The following is a 16,407-nucleotide window of genomic DNA, read 5'->3' on the forward strand; positions in this document are numbered from 1 at the left end:
TTCCCCTCCTGCATATCATTCCACATTTTGCACTTGTTCTCGAATTTTTTCAAGCGTCGTTTTCATTTCTACCACTTGTTCAGTGATTTTTAGAGAACTTGCTTTGGAGCCAATCGTGTTGACTTCGCGGTTCATCTCTTGAATCAGAAAATCCAGCTTCCGCCCAATTGGTTCTTCGAGTAAAATAATACCATAAAATTGCTTTAAATGACTCTTTGTTCGTTCGACTTCTTCGTTAATATCTGCCTTTTCAAGTAGCATTGCGACTTCGGTAAGAACGATACTTGGATCAAATTGGTCGCCTACAACGTTTTGTAAACGTGTTTCAATTTTTTCTTGGTAATGTTTTTCTGTATTTGGAATTTCAGCTTGAATGATCTCCAAACTTTTCTCCAATGCGGTAAGATGTTGTTTGAAATAAAGCAGTAATTCTGCTCCTTCCATACTTCTCATCTCATCCAGTCGCTCAGTTGCGCGGGCAAGTGTTTCTAAAACTAATCGCTCTAGTTCGCTACTTGCTTCCACTTCTTCCTCAATAGAAAGATAGGCTTGTTCTTGCAGTAAATCAGCCATAGTTGGTAATTCTTGTAATTCATATCTAGCGCTTGCTTGTTTAATAAAACGGTAATAGCTATCTGCGAGGTCCCAGTCAATATGTAGTTCACGTTTTGTGATTTGCTCTCCCGTGATGGAAAAGAAAACTTCGATTCTACCACGTTTGATTTGCTTACTTATGATTTTTTTTAATTTTCCTTCTAAATAAGCAAGTTGTTTTGGCATCCGAAAAAGAAATTCGGAGTAGCGGTGGTTGACTGCTTTTAATTCAATGGTTACTTTGAACGCTTCAAATTCTTTCGTCGCACGCCCAAATCCCGTCATGCTTTTCACCATTTGGCAAGACACCTTTCATAACTTAAAGTTCCCTCTAAGATTACTTGAAATTTGTTCTGACTTCTTATTATACCAAAGCTACTCCTTGCATACAATACATTTTCGGAATGTATGTTAAAATAGAAAGTAACTAACTCACAAAGGAATGAATAACTAATGGCGTTTGATGCAATGTTTTTAAAAGCGATGACCGAAGAACTTGCCGAACACGGAGAAAGTGGACGTATTATGAAAATCCATCAACCGTTCTCGCATGAACTTGTTTTATATATTCGAAAAAACCGTGAAAATAAACGTTTACTGATCTCCTCGCATCCAAGCTATGCGCGGATTCAGTGGACCGATGATATTCCCGAAAACCCAGCAACCCCACCGATGTTTTGTATGTTACTGCGAAAATACTTAGAAGGCGCGATTATTGAATCGATTACGCAACTTCCTAATGAACGAATTTTACAATTTAGTATTCGCGGTAAAGATGATATCGGTGAAAATCGTTTTTGTGATTTATTTGTAGAAATTATGGGACGGCATAGTAATATCACTCTTGTCGACCGTGCGAAAAATGTGATTGTTGATTGTATTAAACACGTTTCCCCTGCACAAAATAGTTACCGAACACTGCTTCCGGGAGCGACTTATGTTTTACCTCCTGCAACGGATAAACTCCACCCATTTGAGGTTACTTCGGAGCAGATTCTGGATAGACTAGATTTCTCAGCGGGTCGAATGGATAAGCAACTTGTACAAAATTTTGCAGGATTCAGCCCTTTGCTTGCTCGGGAAATAGTATTTCGTGCTGGGAACTTAACGGCAGATTCGCTAGTTGCCGCCTTTTTCGAAGTAATTGGGCTAGTGAACGAGCATTTAGGCCATGCAGCCGTGCCAAACGAATGGCGCATCCAAAATAAAGAGGATTACTATTTTTTCCCGCTCCGCCATGTCGATGCAGAAACAACCGAATTCGCGAATTTAAGCACCCTATTAGACCATTTTTATATTGGTAAAGCGCGTCGTGATCGTGTCCATCAATTTGCACATGATTTAGAAAAACTCTTATCCAACGAACTGGCTCGAAGCAGGCTGAAAATCGAAAAACTCGAAAACACTTTGCTCGAAACAGAAAAAGCAGATGTTTATCGTATTCAAGGTGAACTTCTAACTGCCAATCTGCATTTAATGGAACGCGGGATGGAAGAAATTACTGTAGAAAACTTTTACGATGATATGAAGAAAATGACGATTGCACTTGATACTAGAAAAACACCATCCGCCAATGCGCAAAGCTACTTTAGCCGCTACCAAAAACTACGTAACGCGGTCGAAGTAGTGAAAGAGCAAATCGCGCTCACGAAAGAAGAAATTACTTACTTAGAGTCCGTGGAATCACAACTTGAAACATCTGGCCCACAAGACGTGGAAGAAATCCGCCAAGAACTAGCTGAACAAGGCTATCTTCGCTACAAACAGAAAAAAGGCAGCCGGAAAAAAGCGACTTTACCTGCTCCAGAAAAATATACTTCTTCGACCGGCTTAACGATTTTAGTCGGAAAAAATAATAAACAAAATGATTATTTAACGAATAAATTAGCTAGGAATAATGAATACTGGTTCCATGTAAAAGATTTGCCTGGTTCGCATGTGGTCATTCAATCGAATGATCCAGATGAGACATCGATTACAGAAGCCGCAATGATTGCAGCCTATTATTCGAAAGCGCGCCTTTCAGCAACCGTCCCCGTTGACGGCACGCTCGTAAAACACGTGAAGAAACCAAATGGTGCCAAACCTGGTTATGTCATTTATGATAACCAAACGACTTATTTCGTTACACCTGATGAAAAGCTTGTTTTAGAGTTAAAAAATTAACGGTTCCTTCCTGGAGCCGTTTTTTCTTTCTAATTTTAGGGTAGATGTGTACTGACTTTACTTTTTTATTGGAAGGATGATAGAGGAATGAAAATTTTATTAATTGGTGCTTCTGGTACGCTTGGCTCTGCGGTGAAAGAACGTTTGGAGAAAAAGGCCGAAGTGATTACTGCTGGTAGACATAGTGGTGATGTGACGGTGGATATTACGAGTGTCGATAGCATCAAAAAAATGTACGAACAGGTTGGAAAAGTAGACGCAATTGTTTCAGCCACAGGAAGCGCCACTTTTTCTCCTTTAACAGAATTAACACCTGAGAAAAATGCAGTGACGATTAGTAGTAAATTAGGTGGTCAAATTAATCTAGTTTTGCTGGGCATTAACTCATTGAATGATAATGGAAGCTTCACCCTTACTACTGGCATTATGATGGAAGATCCAATCGTCCAAGGGGCTTCTGCTGCGATGGCAAATGGCGCGGTTACAGCTTTTGCAAAATCTGCTGCGATTGAAATGCCACGTGGAATCCGGATTAATACAGTGAGCCCGAATATATTAGAAGAATCTTGGGACAAACTAGAATCATTTTTCCAAGGTTTCGTTCCAGTTCCAGCCGCAAAAGTCGCTCGTGCGTTTGAAAAAAGCGTCTTTGGTGCACAAACTGGTGAAAGTTATAAAGTATATTAATAGAAAAAGAAGCTCACCGTAACAAAGGTGAGCTTCTTTTTATTTTCCCCAGTTTTCTGGATTTTTCTTCCATTCTTTTAATGTTTCCATATCTTCACCAGTCACGTAATTTTCATTTAAAGCTACTTCAATTAGCTCATCATAGTTCGTTAATGTTACTAGTTTTGTGCCAGATTCTTCTAGCAGTTGTTTTCCTTTAGCAAGTCCATATGTAAATATGGCCGCGATTCCAACTACTTCCGCTCCAGCTTCTTCCAGCGCTTCCACTGCTTTTAATGAACTTCCACCAGTTGAAATCAAATCTTCAATGACCACTACTTTTTGACCTTTAGAAATTGGTCCTTCGATTTGATTCCCTTTGCCGTGTTCTTTAGCTTTTGATCGGACGTAGACCATTGGTAAATCTAGTAAATCACTCACCCATGCAGCATGTGGAATACCAGCAGTTGCGGTGCCTGCAACAACATCTACTTCACCAAAGGTTTGCTTGATTTTTTCGGCTAATGACTTGGCGATAAACTGACGGACTTTTGGAAAGCCTAGCGTTAGGCGATTGTCGCAATATATAGGGGATTTAATTCCAGATGCCCAAGTGAAAGGCTCATTTGGTTTTAAAAATACAGCTTTAATTTCTAATAATTGTTCAGCTACTTGTTTTTCGATGCTCATGCATTCCACTCCTTTAAAACTTGATTATACGCTTCTACCGGGTCGTTTGCGCGCGTGATGGAACGACCAACGACAATGTTTGACGAACCAATCAAACGCGCTTTTTCTGGTGTTACGACACGAATTTGATCGTCGGCTGCGTCGCTTGCTAATCGGATGCCTGGTGTTACACGTAAAAAATCAGCGCCATTTTGTTGTTTAATATCTTCTGCTTCTAGCGCGGAGCAAACGACGCCGTCTAAACCAGCTTGTTTCGATAAATTGCTATAATGCATGACGGATTCAAGTAGACTTGTTTTTATTAATTGTTCTGTTTGCATGTCTGTCTCACTTGTACTTGTCAGTTGAGTTACGGCAATAATTTTTGGACGTTTGCCACTTGAAGAACCTATTTCCAGACCTTCCCTGGCAGCTTCCATCATTTTCTTCCCACCAGCCGCATGTACATTAACCATATCTACGCCTAGTTTTGCCAAGCCAATCATCGCACTTTTGACAGTGTTTGGGATGTCATGCAGTTTTAAATCCAAGAAGATTTCATGATGTTGTTGCTTTATTTTTTCAACAATGATTGGACCGTTGCTATAAAAAAGTTCCATGCCGACTTTCACGGATAGCGTTTCTCCCGAAAATTTGGCTAAAAAGGTCTCTACTTCTTCGTAAGTCTGGAAATCTAGCGCGATAATTGGTTTATTCATTGATTTGTTCGCTCCTTTTTAAGTTCTTGTAGGGAAGAAATACCGAGTTCATCCATTCGTTTTGGTAGTTCGCTAATTAATTTCGGACAAATAAATGGGTCGGTAAAATTCATCGTGCCTACTGCGACTGCATCTGCTCCGGCAATCAAGAATTCTAATACGTCATCTACAGTTTGCACGCCGCCCATGCCAATGATAGGGATATTGCTTACCTCGCGGACTTGGTGAATCATCCGAATAGCCACCGGTTTAATCGCTGGGCCAGAAAGTCCACCTGTTCCATTTGCGATGATTGGTTTTCTTGTTTTTAAATCAATACGCATGCCGAGTAAGGTATTTATCATTGTGAGTCCGTCCGCACCAGCGGCTTCAATTGCTTGCGCGATGGAAACAATATCCGCTACATTCGGTGATAATTTCACGTAAACTGGCACAGTTGCGACATTTTTCACGGCTTTCGTTAAACGATGCGCAACATCCGGATCTGTTCCAAATGCGATACCCCCATGTTTCACATTGGGACAGGAAATATTAAGTTCGATGGCTTTCACTGCTTTCGATTCCCCAATTCTGGCGCAGACTTGGACATAATCATCCTCCGTCGCACCCGCCACATTAGCGATAATCGGTGTTTCAAATTGTTCTAAAAATGGCAGTTCGTGCGCCAAAACATGCTCTAGACCTGGATTTTGTAAGCCGATTGCATTCAGCATCCCGCTCGCGGTTTCTGCTACTCGCGGAGTGGGATTCCCAAGTCTAGGTTCTGGCGTCACGGCTTTGGCCATAATCGCACCAAGTTCATTTAAATCATAGTATTTGCTATATTCTTGTCCGAAGCCAAAACATCCTGATGCTGGCATAATCGGGTTTTTGAGCGATAATCCAGGAATTTCTACTGCTAATCGGTTCATAAACTCACCTCATCCGCACGAAATACTGGGCCGTCTTCGCACACTTTAAATTGTTTTTTCGCATCATCTGCTTTTGGACAAACACAAGCGTAGCAAGCCCCAATACCGCATGCCATTCGTTCTTCTAAAGAAAGATATGTTTTCGTTTCCGGAAAACTAGCTTTCACGGCCTGGAGCATCGCTTTTGGTCCGCAACTATAGATGACATCTGGTTCTTCTGGAAAATTGTTCGTGATGTCTGTGACGAAACCTTGTGTTCCAAGTGAGCCGTCCACCGTCGCAATATGAACTGTGCCATATGCATTCATTTCTTTTTCATAAAAACTATCTTTCGCAGATTGGAATCCATTTACAAACGTGACTTGTACGCCTTTTCCAGCTAACTCTTTACCGAGTTGATACATAGGAGGGACACCAATTCCACCCCCGATTAAAAGAGCGGTTTTTGGTGCAGGTGTCTGGTCGATATCGAATCCTTTTCCAAGCGGACCTAACACATCGATAGTATCCCCTTCTGAAAGTTTACTGAAATCTCTTGTCCCGTCACCTTCTACTCGATACAACAGAATGCATGTCTTTGCGGTTTTATCGTAAGAACAAATACTTATCGGTCGTCTCATAAGTAAATCAGAACGACTCGGTTTCAGCATTAAAAACTGTCCCGGTGACATATCGGCTACACGTTCCCCTGTCAAAATTAATTCGTATACTTTATCTGCAATTTCGGTTTGCTGAATGACCTTCATTTCCGTCTGTAACACGGTTCCACCCCGTTTCTTCTATTTAAACACGTGCTTTAGGTTGTTTTACTTCACTGGTATTCATCGATTCGAGTTCAAAAGAGCGCGATTCCAGTACACGCAAGATTGCTTCCGCTGTATCGAGCGAGGTACAGACCGGAATACCATTTTCTACAGATTCGCGGCGAATTTGGAAGCCATCACGCTCAGGTCGTTTACCAGTCGTTAATGTGTTCACTACGAGCGTTACTTGGCCATTTCGAATATAATCGATCAACGTTTCTTGATTTTCTCCAATTTTTTTCACTTGTGACACTGGAATGTCTGCTTCTTCTAACGTGCTTGCTGTTCCTTTTGTTGCCATAATAGTAAAGCCTATGCGATTAAATCGTTTCGCTAGTTCTACGGCTTCTTCTTTATCGCGGTCCGCTACAGTTAAAAGTACTGTCCCGTAGTCATGCATCGTTGTCCCACTCGCCACAAAACCTTTGTAGAGTGCTTTTTCGAGCGTCACATCTTTCCCCATAACTTCTCCGGTCGATTTCATTTCAGGTCCAAGCGACGTATCCACACTACGCAATTTCGCGAAAGAGAACACCGGCACTTTGACAAAAATTTCTTGTTTTTCTGGGGCAAGTCCTGGCGTGTAACCAAGGTCGATTAAGTTCTCCCCTAAGATAACTCTTGTCGCCACATTCGCCATCGGAATTTCGGTAATTTTACTTAAAAATGGCGCCGTCCGGCTTGAGCGCGGATTTACTTCAATAACGAAAACTTCTTCGCCATCTACGACATATTGGATATTCAGCATTCCGATAATGTTTAAGCCAGTTGCCAGCCTTGTCGTATAATCGACAATCGTATTTTTCACTTGACTGCTTAAACGTTGCGCTGGATATACGGCAATCGAGTCACCTGAATGAACTCCCGCACGTTCGATATGTTCCATGATACCAGGGATTAAGACGTTTTCACCGTCACTGATTGCATCTACTTCTACTTCTTGGCCGCTTACGTAACGGTCTACTAAAACTGGGTGTTTTGGATTTACTTTTACCGCATTCGTCATATAATGTTTTAATGCTTCTTCTGATTCTACGATTTCCATCGCTCGACCACCAAGTACATAAGATGGGCGTACAAGGACCGGATAGCCGATGTCTGTCGCTACGTTGATTGCTTCTTCTACCGATGTGGCCGTTTTCCCAGCTGGTTGTGGAATTTGTAGAATTTCTAATGCTTTTTCAAAGGCATCACGGTTTTCTGCGCGGTCCGTATCTTCTAAACTTGTACCTAAAATTTTTACGCCGCGTTTTGCTAAACCGTCTGCTAAATTAATCGCTGTTTGTCCACCGAATTGCACGACAACCCCTAGTGGCTGTTCGATCTCAATAACGTGCATAACATCCTCTAGCGTCAAAGGCTCAAAGTAAAGTTTGTCCGAGATACTAAAGTCGGTCGAAACGGTTTCTGGGTTATTATTAATGATAATTGCTTCATAGCCTGCTTGTTGAATGGCCCACACGGAGTGCACCGTTGCATAGTCGAATTCTACCCCTTGCCCAATCCGAATCGGACCAGAACCAAGGACAATCACGCTTTCTTTCGCTGATCGTGTTGACTCATTTTCCTCTTCATATGTGCTGTAAAAATAAGGGGTTGTCGATTCAAATTCCGCTGCACACGTATCAACCATCTTGTATACTGGGAAAAGATTTTGTGCTTTTCTTAAGTCATAAATCGCTTGTTCATCGACATTCCAACAAGTGGCAAGGAAAGCGTCAGAAAAACCGGCCCGTTTCGCTTCTGCCAAAATTTCTTGGTTTTGCGGATTTTCTTTGATACGATTTTCCAGTTCGATTGTTTTACTTAATTTATATAAGAAGAATAAATCTATCTTTGTTTTCGCGTGGAGTTGTTCGATTGTTTGACCTCGGCGCAAAGCTGCTGCTAGGAAGAATAAACGATCATCTTCTGGGAAGCAAATTTTGCGTTCTAATGTTGCTTCGTCAGCATTTTCCGCTTCTTCAAGCAACAAATGGTCAGCGCCAATTTCTAGGGAGCGCACTGCTTTTAGAAGTGCTTCTTCCCATGAACGGCCAATTGCCATGACTTCACCAGTTGCTTTCATTTGTGTTCCAAGGCGACGATCCGCTTGCTCAAATTTGTCAAAAGCAAAGCGTGGGATTTTCGCAACAACATAATCTAGTGTTGGTTCGAAATGGGCAAAAGTTGTTCCTGTTACTGGATTTCTCACTTCATCCAGTGTTAAGCCAACTGCGATTTTAGCTGCAAGTTTGGCAATTGGGTAGCCGGTCGCTTTGGAAGCTAGCGCAGAGGAACGGCTCACACGTGGGTTTACTTCGATAACATAGTAATTATAACTATCTGGATCAAGTGCCAGCTGAACGTTACAGCCGCCTTCAATTTCTAGTGCGCGGATAATTTTTAACGACACATCGCGCAACAATTGGTATTCGCGGTCGGAAAGCGTTTGGCTTGGTGCGACAACAATCGAATCTCCTGTATGTATGCCGACTGGGTCAATATTTTCCATGTTACAAACAACCATTGCGTTATTGTTCGCATCACGCATTACTTCATATTCCACTTCTTTAAAACCAGCGATACTTTTTTCTAGTAAACATTGTGTTACTGGACTCAGTTTTAGACCACTTGTCACCGTTTCAATTAATTCTTGTTCATTGTGGCAAATCCCGCCGCCAGAACCACCAAGCGTATATGCCGGGCGCACGATAACTGGGTAGCCGATACGTTCAACAAAAGTATACGCTTCGTCCAAATTATGAATAATGTCACTTTCTGGCACTGGTTCCCCTAGTTCATTCATCAAGTCCCGGAAAGCTTCACGGTCTTCCGCTTTTTTAATCGCCGTTAAATCTGTTCCTAACACTTCTACGTTACATTCATCCAAAATCCCAGCAGCTGAAAGTTCCATCGCCATGTTCAATCCCGTTTGTCCCCCAAGCGTTGGCAAAATGGCGTCCGGACGTTCTTTACGAATAATGCGCGATACAAAATCAAGCGTAATTGGTTCAATGTAAACTTTGTCCGCCATTTCTGCATCCGTCATAATTGTCGCTGGATTTGAGTTCACTAAAACTACCCGGTACCCTTCTTCTTTCAAACTCAGGCATGCTTGTGTCCCAGCATAATCGAACTCTGCTGCTTGTCCAATAACAATTGGGCCAGAACCGATTACTAGAATTGTTTTTATATCGTCACGTTTAGGCATGTAGTTCACCCTCCTCTTTCCCATTCATCATTTCCATAAATTCATCAAATAAGTAGTTGACGTCACTTGGTCCTGGGTTTGCTTCTGGGTGATATTGTACTGTATAGGCTGGATATTCTTTATGTGCCAGCCCTTCTACCGTTTCATCATTTAATTCAATGTGTGTTACTTTTAAATCTGTTCCAATAAGTGAATCTTTTTCTACTGCGTAACCGTGGTTTTGTGCAGTGAAATCAACACGTCCAGTGGCTAGTTCTTTCACCGGATGATTCGCGCCACGATGCCCGAATTTCAGTTTAAATGTATCTGCTCCGTTCGCAAGTGCAAACAGTTGGTGCCCTAAGCAAATTCCGAATAGTGGGAGCTTGCCTTGAATGCCGCGTATCATTTCTAATGCTTCTGGCACATCTTTCGGATCCCCAGGTCCATTGGATAACATCACGCCATCCGGATGCATTGCAAGAATTTCTTCGGCTGTTGTGTTGTAAGGAACAACCGTCACGTAACAGTTACGTTTATTCAGTTCCCGTAAAATTGAACTTTTCACACCATAATCAACAAGCACCACTCGTTTACCATCTCCTGGGCTTGCAAATGCTTTAGCAGAGGAAACTTCATGTACTTGATCGACTGGCAAACGTACAGAGCGCAAGTGGTGTAGCAATTCCTCTTTGTTTGCAGTTTCTGCTGCTAAAATGCCTTTTAACGTTCCTTCTTTACGAATTAGTTTCGTTAGTTTACGCGTATCAATTCCCGCGATTCCCGGGATGCCTTTTTCTTTCAAAAAATCATCTAAAGTAATTTGATTGCGCCAGTTGGAAGGGAATTCTGCAGCTTCACGAACCACAACCCCTTTCACAGCAGGATTGATAGATTCAAAATCGTCGCGGTTCACACCGTAATTTCCAACAAGTGGATACGTAAAAGTAATAATTTGACCATAGTACGAAGGGTCAGTGATTGTTTCTTGGTAGCCAGTCATTCCAGTATTGAAGACAACTTCACCAATGGTTTCTTTTTCACTACCAATCGCATCACCGATAAAATAATTGCCATCTTCTAGCATTAAAATTCGCTTTGTCATTTAATTTCCCCCTCATTGTATACAAGTGTGCCTTCCGAAAACGTTGCTACTGGCCATCCAATACACGTTTCTCCTACAAATGGTGTGTTTTTTCCTTTTGAATAAAAAGTAGCTGGGTCAATATTCGCTTCTTTTTCTAAATCAAGTACGACGATATCAGCTACGCTGCCTTCTTCTAATTTCCCGTATGGGAGTTTAAAGCATTCCGCTGGTTTTACAGTCATCCAGTCGATTAGCTGTTTTAATGTCCATTCGTTCGTTTTAACAAAATGGGTATATAGTAATGGGAATGCCGTTTCTAGACCTACAATTCCGAAAGCAGCTTGCTCCATCGGTACATTTTTTTCTTCCGCTGCGTGTGGAGCATGATCAGTTGCGATAAAATCTATCGTACCATCCAGTAAGCCTTCTAAAAGTGCCGCCCGATCTTCTTTGCTGCGAAGTGGGGGGTTCATTTTCCAATTACCGTCATTTCCTGGAATAGCTTCTTCATCTAAAATTAAGTGATGTGGTGAAACTTCAGCAGTGACACGAATTCCCGCCCGTTTTGCATCTCGCACAACACGAACAGATTCTTTTGTTGAAATATGACAGACATGATAATGACAACCTGCAGCTTCTGCTAGTAAAACGTCACGTGCGATTTGGACAGATTCAGCAATATTCGGAATACCTTTCAGACCTTCTTTTTCAGCAAAAATCCCGTCATGGACAACGCCACCATAGATAAGTGAGTTATCTTCACAGTGAGCCACAATCGCCATATCTAGTGCTGCTGCTCGTTTCATCGCTTCATACATTGTTCCAGCTAACTGCACGCCTACCCCGTCATCTGTAAAAGCAAATGCACCAGCTTCTTTTAAAGCTTCAAAATCAACTAATTCGTCCGTTCCAAGGCTTGTTGTAATCGAAGCATATGGTAACACGCGAACTTTCGCTGTTTCTTTAATTTTTGCTTGTAAACTTTCCATTACTTCTTTGGAATCTGGAACAGGTTTTGTATTCGGCATCGAACAAATTGTCGTATAGCCACCGCGTGCCGCCGCTTGTGTTCCTGTTAAAATGGTTTCTTTATGTTCCCCGCCCGGCTCACGAAGATGTACATGGACGTCGATAAAACCTGGGGCAATTAATTTCCCTGTCGCATCAAATTCCTCGCCGCTTGTTACTTCAATGGAATCCGCAATCAAATTGACTTTACCGTTTTGAATAAGTACATCTTTGTTTTCCAGTTCACCTGACGCGTTTAATACTTGCCCATTTTTTAATACGTACATAATTTCGCCCTCATTTCCTGTTCTTTTAAAATAGCTTCCAAAATGGCCATTCTTATAAAAACGCCATTCGTCATTTGCGTAACAATGCGTGATTTTTCGCTTTCTACTAAACTATCAGCAATTTCCACATCTCGGTTCACAGGGCTTGGGTGCATAATGATTGCATCTTCTTTTAACTGCTTTGCCCGATTTTCCGTCAATCCAAATTTTTCGTGGTAGCTTTCTTTCGTAAACTCATCTGTTCCACTATGGCGCTCATGTTGTACACGCAAAAGCATCAACACATCCACTTTTTCCACAATTTCATCAACCGATAAGTAAGTGCCATATGCTAAGTAACTTTCGTCGAACCATTCTCTCGGTCCGGAGAAAAACAGTTCCGCACCAAGTCTTTTTAACACTTTCATATTGGAATTGGCAACTCGACTGTGACGAATATCACCAGCAATCGCTACTTTCAAACCCTGAAAAGTACCAAATTGTTCTTTTATTGTAAATAAGTCAAGTAGTGATTGACTCGGATGTTCACCGCATCCATCACCGCCGTTCACAATAGCAATGTCTAATTTTTCGAGTCCCGCATAGTAATTTTCTTCTGAGTGTCTAATCACTGCGACATTGACCCCGACGGCTTGCATTGTGAGCAGTGTATCGTAGAGCGTTTCTCCTTTTGTCATGCTAGAGCTCGCTGCATCAAAAGAAACAACCTCCACACCTAACTTTTTCTCTGCTACTTCAAAACTCGTATGTGTTCTCGTACTTGGTTCAAAAAACATATTGACCGCGAAAGTCTGTTCATTAAAAGTCGCTTTTTTCCCGCGTTTAAACTGTGCCGCCTGCTCTAATAAATGCTCGATTTCATGGACGGTTAATGCTTCCATTGACAACAAATTTTTCATTTAAAGCGCCACCTTTTCTACTTCATTTTATAGAAAAACCTCTGTAAATTTTTTGTCTGCAGAGGTTTTTTTGTCATGTGTTATGCTGATCTGTGCTCGGCTGGTAATACTAAGTTTAAGATAATCCCAATAACTGCCGCGAGCGCCATACCAGATAGCTCGAACGTTCCAGCTTTAATGAATAAGCCGCCAATTCCGACTACTAGTACAACCGAAGCAATAATCATATTACGATTAACACTTAAATCAATTTTATTTTCAATCATCATTCGAAGTCCACTCGTTGCAATAACCCCAAAGAGTAACAGGGAAATGCCGCCTAGAACTGCTGTAGGAACCGAGGTGATAACTGCATTGATGTAACCGATAAATCCGAAGAGGATTGCGAAAACTGCCGCTCCTCCGATAACAAACACGCTATATACTTTTGTAATTGCAAGAACGCCAATGTTTTCACCGTAAGTCGTTACAGGTGGTCCGCCGATGAACGATGCGATAATCGAAGCCGTACCATCTGCAAGTAAGGAACGATGAAGTCCTGGGTCTTTAAAGAAGTTTTTATTCGTAATTCGATTAAGTAGTAATTGATGCCCCATATGTTCCGCCATTGTGACAAACGCAAGTGGCGCCATACTTAGAATGACCGTCACGGTAATTACTGGGTCGATATTTACAAATGGAATGCTGAAATCTGGAATTTGGAAGAAAGAGGCATTTTTGATTAACGTGTAATCTACCATCCCAAAAGCCATACTTGTTAAGTAACCGACTGTGAAGCCGAACAAAATTGGAATCAAGCCCATAAATCCTTTGAAAAACATCATTGCGATTATGGTTGCAAGGAGCGTAATTACTGCTACTGCCAAAGTTTCTAAACTGTATTTACCATTGTTTGTTCCCATCGCCATCGCTGCTGCACTTGGAGCAAGCGACAAACCGATAACCATGATTACTGGCCCAACAACAATTGGTGGTAAAACCTTTTGAATCCAGTCAACACCAGCGTAGTAAACAATTAGAGAAACAATCGCATATACTACACCGACGGAGAACGTTCCGACCATAACTGCGCCCGGACCTCCGCCAGATTTTGCTGCAAGTAGTGCAGTAATTGGTGCAATAAAGGTAAAGGAAGAACCTAGATATGCGGGGATTTTCCCGCGAGTAATTCCTAGATAAGCAAGTGTCCCGAGTCCGCTAGATACAAGCGCCACTCCCGGACTTAACCCTGTCACACTTGGCACAAAGATAGTAGAGCCAAACATGGTGAAAAGGTGCTGGATGCTAAGAATAATCCATTTATTGAAGCTTGGTCTTTCGTGTATATCTAGTACTGGTTTTGTCACTGTTTCTGTCGTTTCTGTCATTTTCTTCCCTCTTTCTTCATAAAAAATACCCCTTGTCTGTGTCGACAAAGAGTATAGAATAATCCCCTATAGAAATTAATCACTCTTTGTCAGCCTCACAGGACTGCTTTTAAAAAAGTGTTACATTGTTATTCATTTTTGTTAATAATAACCGCATCTTCTTCGTTGTCCACATCGGTTAGGCGAACTTCTACTCGTTCGTTTCCTGATGTCGGAATGTTTTTCCCTACATAATCTGCTCTAATCGGTAGCTCTCTATGGCCCCGATCAGCAAGCACTGCAAGGTGAATTTGCGCAGGTCTACCTACATCCATTAATGCGTCCATTGCGGCACGCACAGTTCGACCTGTATAAAGCACATCATCTACAAGAACGACTTTTTTTCCATTAATATCGAATGGAATGTTCGTCCCATGTACAGCGGGTTCGCGAGTCTTATCATCTTTGAAAGATAAATCATCTCGGTAAAGTGTAATATCAATATCTCCAACTGGAACATCAATACCCTCAATTTCAAGTATACGCTTATGCAAACGCTCTGCAAGATAGATACCACGCGTCTTAATACCGACAAGCGCTAAATTCTTCGTGCCTTTATTCCGCTCGATGATTTCGTAACTTACTCGAGTGAGCGCACGTTTGATTGCCGCCTCGTCCATGACAACTACTTGTTTTTGCATCCGAAATCTCTCCTTTTGTGCAAAAAAATAACCCTCTGCCAGTGTAAGCAAGGGAACGCGTACGAGTATACAATTAACCCGTCAAATTATCGTCACCTTCTTAGCCTCTCTGGACTATGTTAAAGGACTTTATTTCATTAGACTTATCTTAACTGATAGAACTCTCCTTGTCAATCAAAAAAAAGAAAAACATGTTATACTATTAATAATAAAATAAAGGAGGCCAAACATATGGCTATATCTAAAGCAAAAAAGAAACGTCAAAAGCTCGTACGCGAAGGTCATTTGAATCCTGAAATCAAGCGTAGCCCCTTTGCACTCATCGATTTAAGTTCCAAACAAACAAAAACGAAAAAAGGATATCTTTATAGTAAGAAGCGGAAGAATCACCAAGAAGATGATTCTTTTTTTGTGTATTTTTTTAAGTTTTCACATTTTCTACATATTAACAACTTGAAATAGTCTACTTTTACCAGAAATTAGTCCAATTTAACTGCTCTATGTGCTATGCTGAAATAGCTAAAAACATGGACTTAAGAGGTGAATACAATGGGCATAATGAATAGCTTATTACAACAGAAAGAAATGGTCGTGAAAGATTGGCTAACGTATTATGTATCTGTGGATGATCCATATATCTTCACATTAAAAAATGATCATCGTTTAATGGATGAAACGGGCTTTGTTTTAGAAAATTTGTTTATTGGAATGACTGAAGATTTAGGAAAAATGAATGCTTTCGCGCGTGAGCTTGGAAAAGCACAGTTTATTACTTCACTCGGAATTTCTCGTATTTTATTCCATATTCGCTTACTGGAAGAGTTTTTGCTCGATTATGCATCAGAAATCAAAACAAAATCTGCTAATTATCGTGAATTATATTTATTTAGCATCAAGCTTCATCAGGTATTTAGTAGTTTCACGCAAAACTTAATCGAAGGCTATACCCGTGCAAATGAACAAAAGATTATACAAAAAGAAAACCAAATTATTAAAGAATCAACCAAACTAATTTGGATTGCCGAAAATGTTTTTCTGTTACCTTTAATTGGAAGAATTACCGATGAGCGAGCAAAATAACTTACTGAAACAGCGCTTGTTGAAGTTTGTGAGCAACCAGTGAACTATTTAATTATCGACTTATCTGGCGTGCAGTTAGAGTCTCCTAACATCGGCAAGTACATTGAGTATTTCTTCTCTTCGCTTAAATTAGTAGGTGTAACTCCGATTATTACAGGTATGCAACCGCAAACTGCCAAAGTGATGGTTCAAGTTAATTTAACTGAACAACATGGTATTAAAACATTTGCAACCTTACGCCAAGCAACAAAAACACTTATGAAAGAAAAAGAAGCAAGAAACGCCCGTAAATAGGTGTT

Annotated in this window: 13 protein-coding genes and 2 pseudogenes; 4 read left to right on the top strand and 11 right to left on the bottom strand. The window is 41.1% G+C overall.

The window, feature by feature from the left end:
* Positions 1–15: 15 nt before the first annotated feature.
* Entirely contained in the window at positions 16–891 is an 876-nt protein-coding gene (locus LMOATCC19117_RS09360) for a YicC/YloC family endoribonuclease (RefSeq protein ID WP_003725660.1), read from the bottom strand.
* A 156-nt stretch (positions 892–1,047) separates the two neighbouring features.
* Between LMOATCC19117_RS09360 and fbpA the strand changes: the two genes are divergently transcribed.
* Both fbpA and LMOATCC19117_RS09370 read left to right on the top strand, forming a co-directional pair.
* Entirely contained in the window at positions 1,048–2,760 is a 1,713-nt protein-coding gene (gene fbpA / locus LMOATCC19117_RS09365) for an Rqc2 family fibronectin-binding protein FbpA (RefSeq protein ID WP_003725661.1), read from the top strand.
* An 87-nt stretch (positions 2,761–2,847) separates the two neighbouring features.
* Positions 2,848–3,447, top strand: coding sequence for a short chain dehydrogenase (locus LMOATCC19117_RS09370; protein WP_003725662.1), 600 nt, complete (start codon positions 2,848–2,850; stop codon positions 3,445–3,447).
* Between the two features lie 39 nt (positions 3,448–3,486).
* On the opposite strand, the gene pyrE is transcribed toward LMOATCC19117_RS09370, so the two are convergent.
* From pyrE to pyrR, 10 genes and pseudogenes are all read right to left on the bottom strand, one after another.
* Positions 3,487–4,116: an orotate phosphoribosyltransferase gene (pyrE, locus tag LMOATCC19117_RS09375; RefSeq protein WP_003725663.1), complete on the bottom strand. Its 630-nt coding sequence runs from the start codon at positions 4,114–4,116 to the stop codon at positions 3,487–3,489.
* Positions 4,113–4,814 (bottom strand): orotidine-5'-phosphate decarboxylase, encoded by a 702-nt coding sequence (gene pyrF, locus LMOATCC19117_RS09380; RefSeq protein WP_003725664.1) that lies wholly within the window; start codon positions 4,812–4,814, stop codon positions 4,113–4,115. Before pyrF ends, pyrE begins: the two co-directional genes overlap by 4 nt.
* Positions 4,811–5,725: a dihydroorotate dehydrogenase gene (locus tag LMOATCC19117_RS09385; RefSeq protein ID WP_003734794.1), complete on the bottom strand. Its 915-nt coding sequence runs from the start codon at positions 5,723–5,725 to the stop codon at positions 4,811–4,813. The genes pyrF and LMOATCC19117_RS09385 overlap by 4 nt, the downstream gene beginning before the upstream one ends.
* Positions 5,722–6,489, bottom strand: a pseudogene (locus LMOATCC19117_RS09390) (dihydroorotate dehydrogenase electron transfer subunit); the annotation flags it as partial. The gene LMOATCC19117_RS09385 and the pseudogene LMOATCC19117_RS09390, both read right to left, overlap by 4 nt.
* Before the next feature lie 19 nt (positions 6,490–6,508).
* Complete coding sequence (carB, locus tag LMOATCC19117_RS09395) at positions 6,509–9,721, bottom strand: carbamoyl-phosphate synthase large subunit (RefSeq protein WP_003725667.1); 3,213 nt, start codon at positions 9,719–9,721, stop codon at positions 6,509–6,511.
* Positions 9,714–10,805: a carbamoyl phosphate synthase small subunit gene (locus tag LMOATCC19117_RS09400; RefSeq protein WP_003725668.1), complete on the bottom strand. Its 1,092-nt coding sequence runs from the start codon at positions 10,803–10,805 to the stop codon at positions 9,714–9,716. The genes carB and LMOATCC19117_RS09400 overlap by 8 nt, the downstream gene beginning before the upstream one ends.
* The gene (locus LMOATCC19117_RS09405; RefSeq protein WP_003725669.1) at positions 10,802–12,082 is read right to left on the bottom strand and encodes a dihydroorotase; all 1,281 of its coding nucleotides are present in this window, start codon (positions 12,080–12,082) and stop codon (positions 10,802–10,804) included. The genes LMOATCC19117_RS09400 and LMOATCC19117_RS09405 overlap by 4 nt, the downstream gene beginning before the upstream one ends.
* Positions 12,070–12,981, bottom strand: coding sequence for an aspartate carbamoyltransferase catalytic subunit (locus tag LMOATCC19117_RS09410; protein ID WP_003725670.1), 912 nt, complete (start codon positions 12,979–12,981; stop codon positions 12,070–12,072). The genes LMOATCC19117_RS09405 and LMOATCC19117_RS09410 overlap by 13 nt, the downstream gene beginning before the upstream one ends.
* Positions 12,982–13,061: 80 nt before the next feature.
* Complete coding sequence (locus tag LMOATCC19117_RS09415) at positions 13,062–14,348, bottom strand: solute carrier family 23 protein (protein WP_003725671.1); 1,287 nt, start codon at positions 14,346–14,348, stop codon at positions 13,062–13,064.
* A 128-nt stretch (positions 14,349–14,476) separates the two neighbouring features.
* Positions 14,477–15,028: a bifunctional pyr operon transcriptional regulator/uracil phosphoribosyltransferase PyrR gene (pyrR, locus tag LMOATCC19117_RS09420; protein WP_003726598.1), complete on the bottom strand. Its 552-nt coding sequence runs from the start codon at positions 15,026–15,028 to the stop codon at positions 14,477–14,479.
* Between the two features lie 231 nt (positions 15,029–15,259).
* On the opposite strand from pyrR, the gene LMOATCC19117_RS09425 reads away from it, so the two are divergent.
* The gene (locus LMOATCC19117_RS09425) at positions 15,260–15,490 is read left to right on the top strand and encodes a hypothetical protein (RefSeq protein WP_003728289.1); all 231 of its coding nucleotides are present in this window, start codon (positions 15,260–15,262) and stop codon (positions 15,488–15,490) included.
* Between the two features lie 87 nt (positions 15,491–15,577).
* Positions 15,578–16,402: pseudogene (locus tag LMOATCC19117_RS09430) on the top strand (STAS domain-containing protein).
* The last annotated feature ends 5 nt before the right edge of the window (positions 16,403–16,407 follow it).

Source organism: Listeria monocytogenes ATCC 19117, assembly GCF_000307025.1.
Taxonomy (GTDB): domain Bacteria; phylum Bacillota; class Bacilli; order Lactobacillales; family Listeriaceae; genus Listeria; species Listeria monocytogenes_B.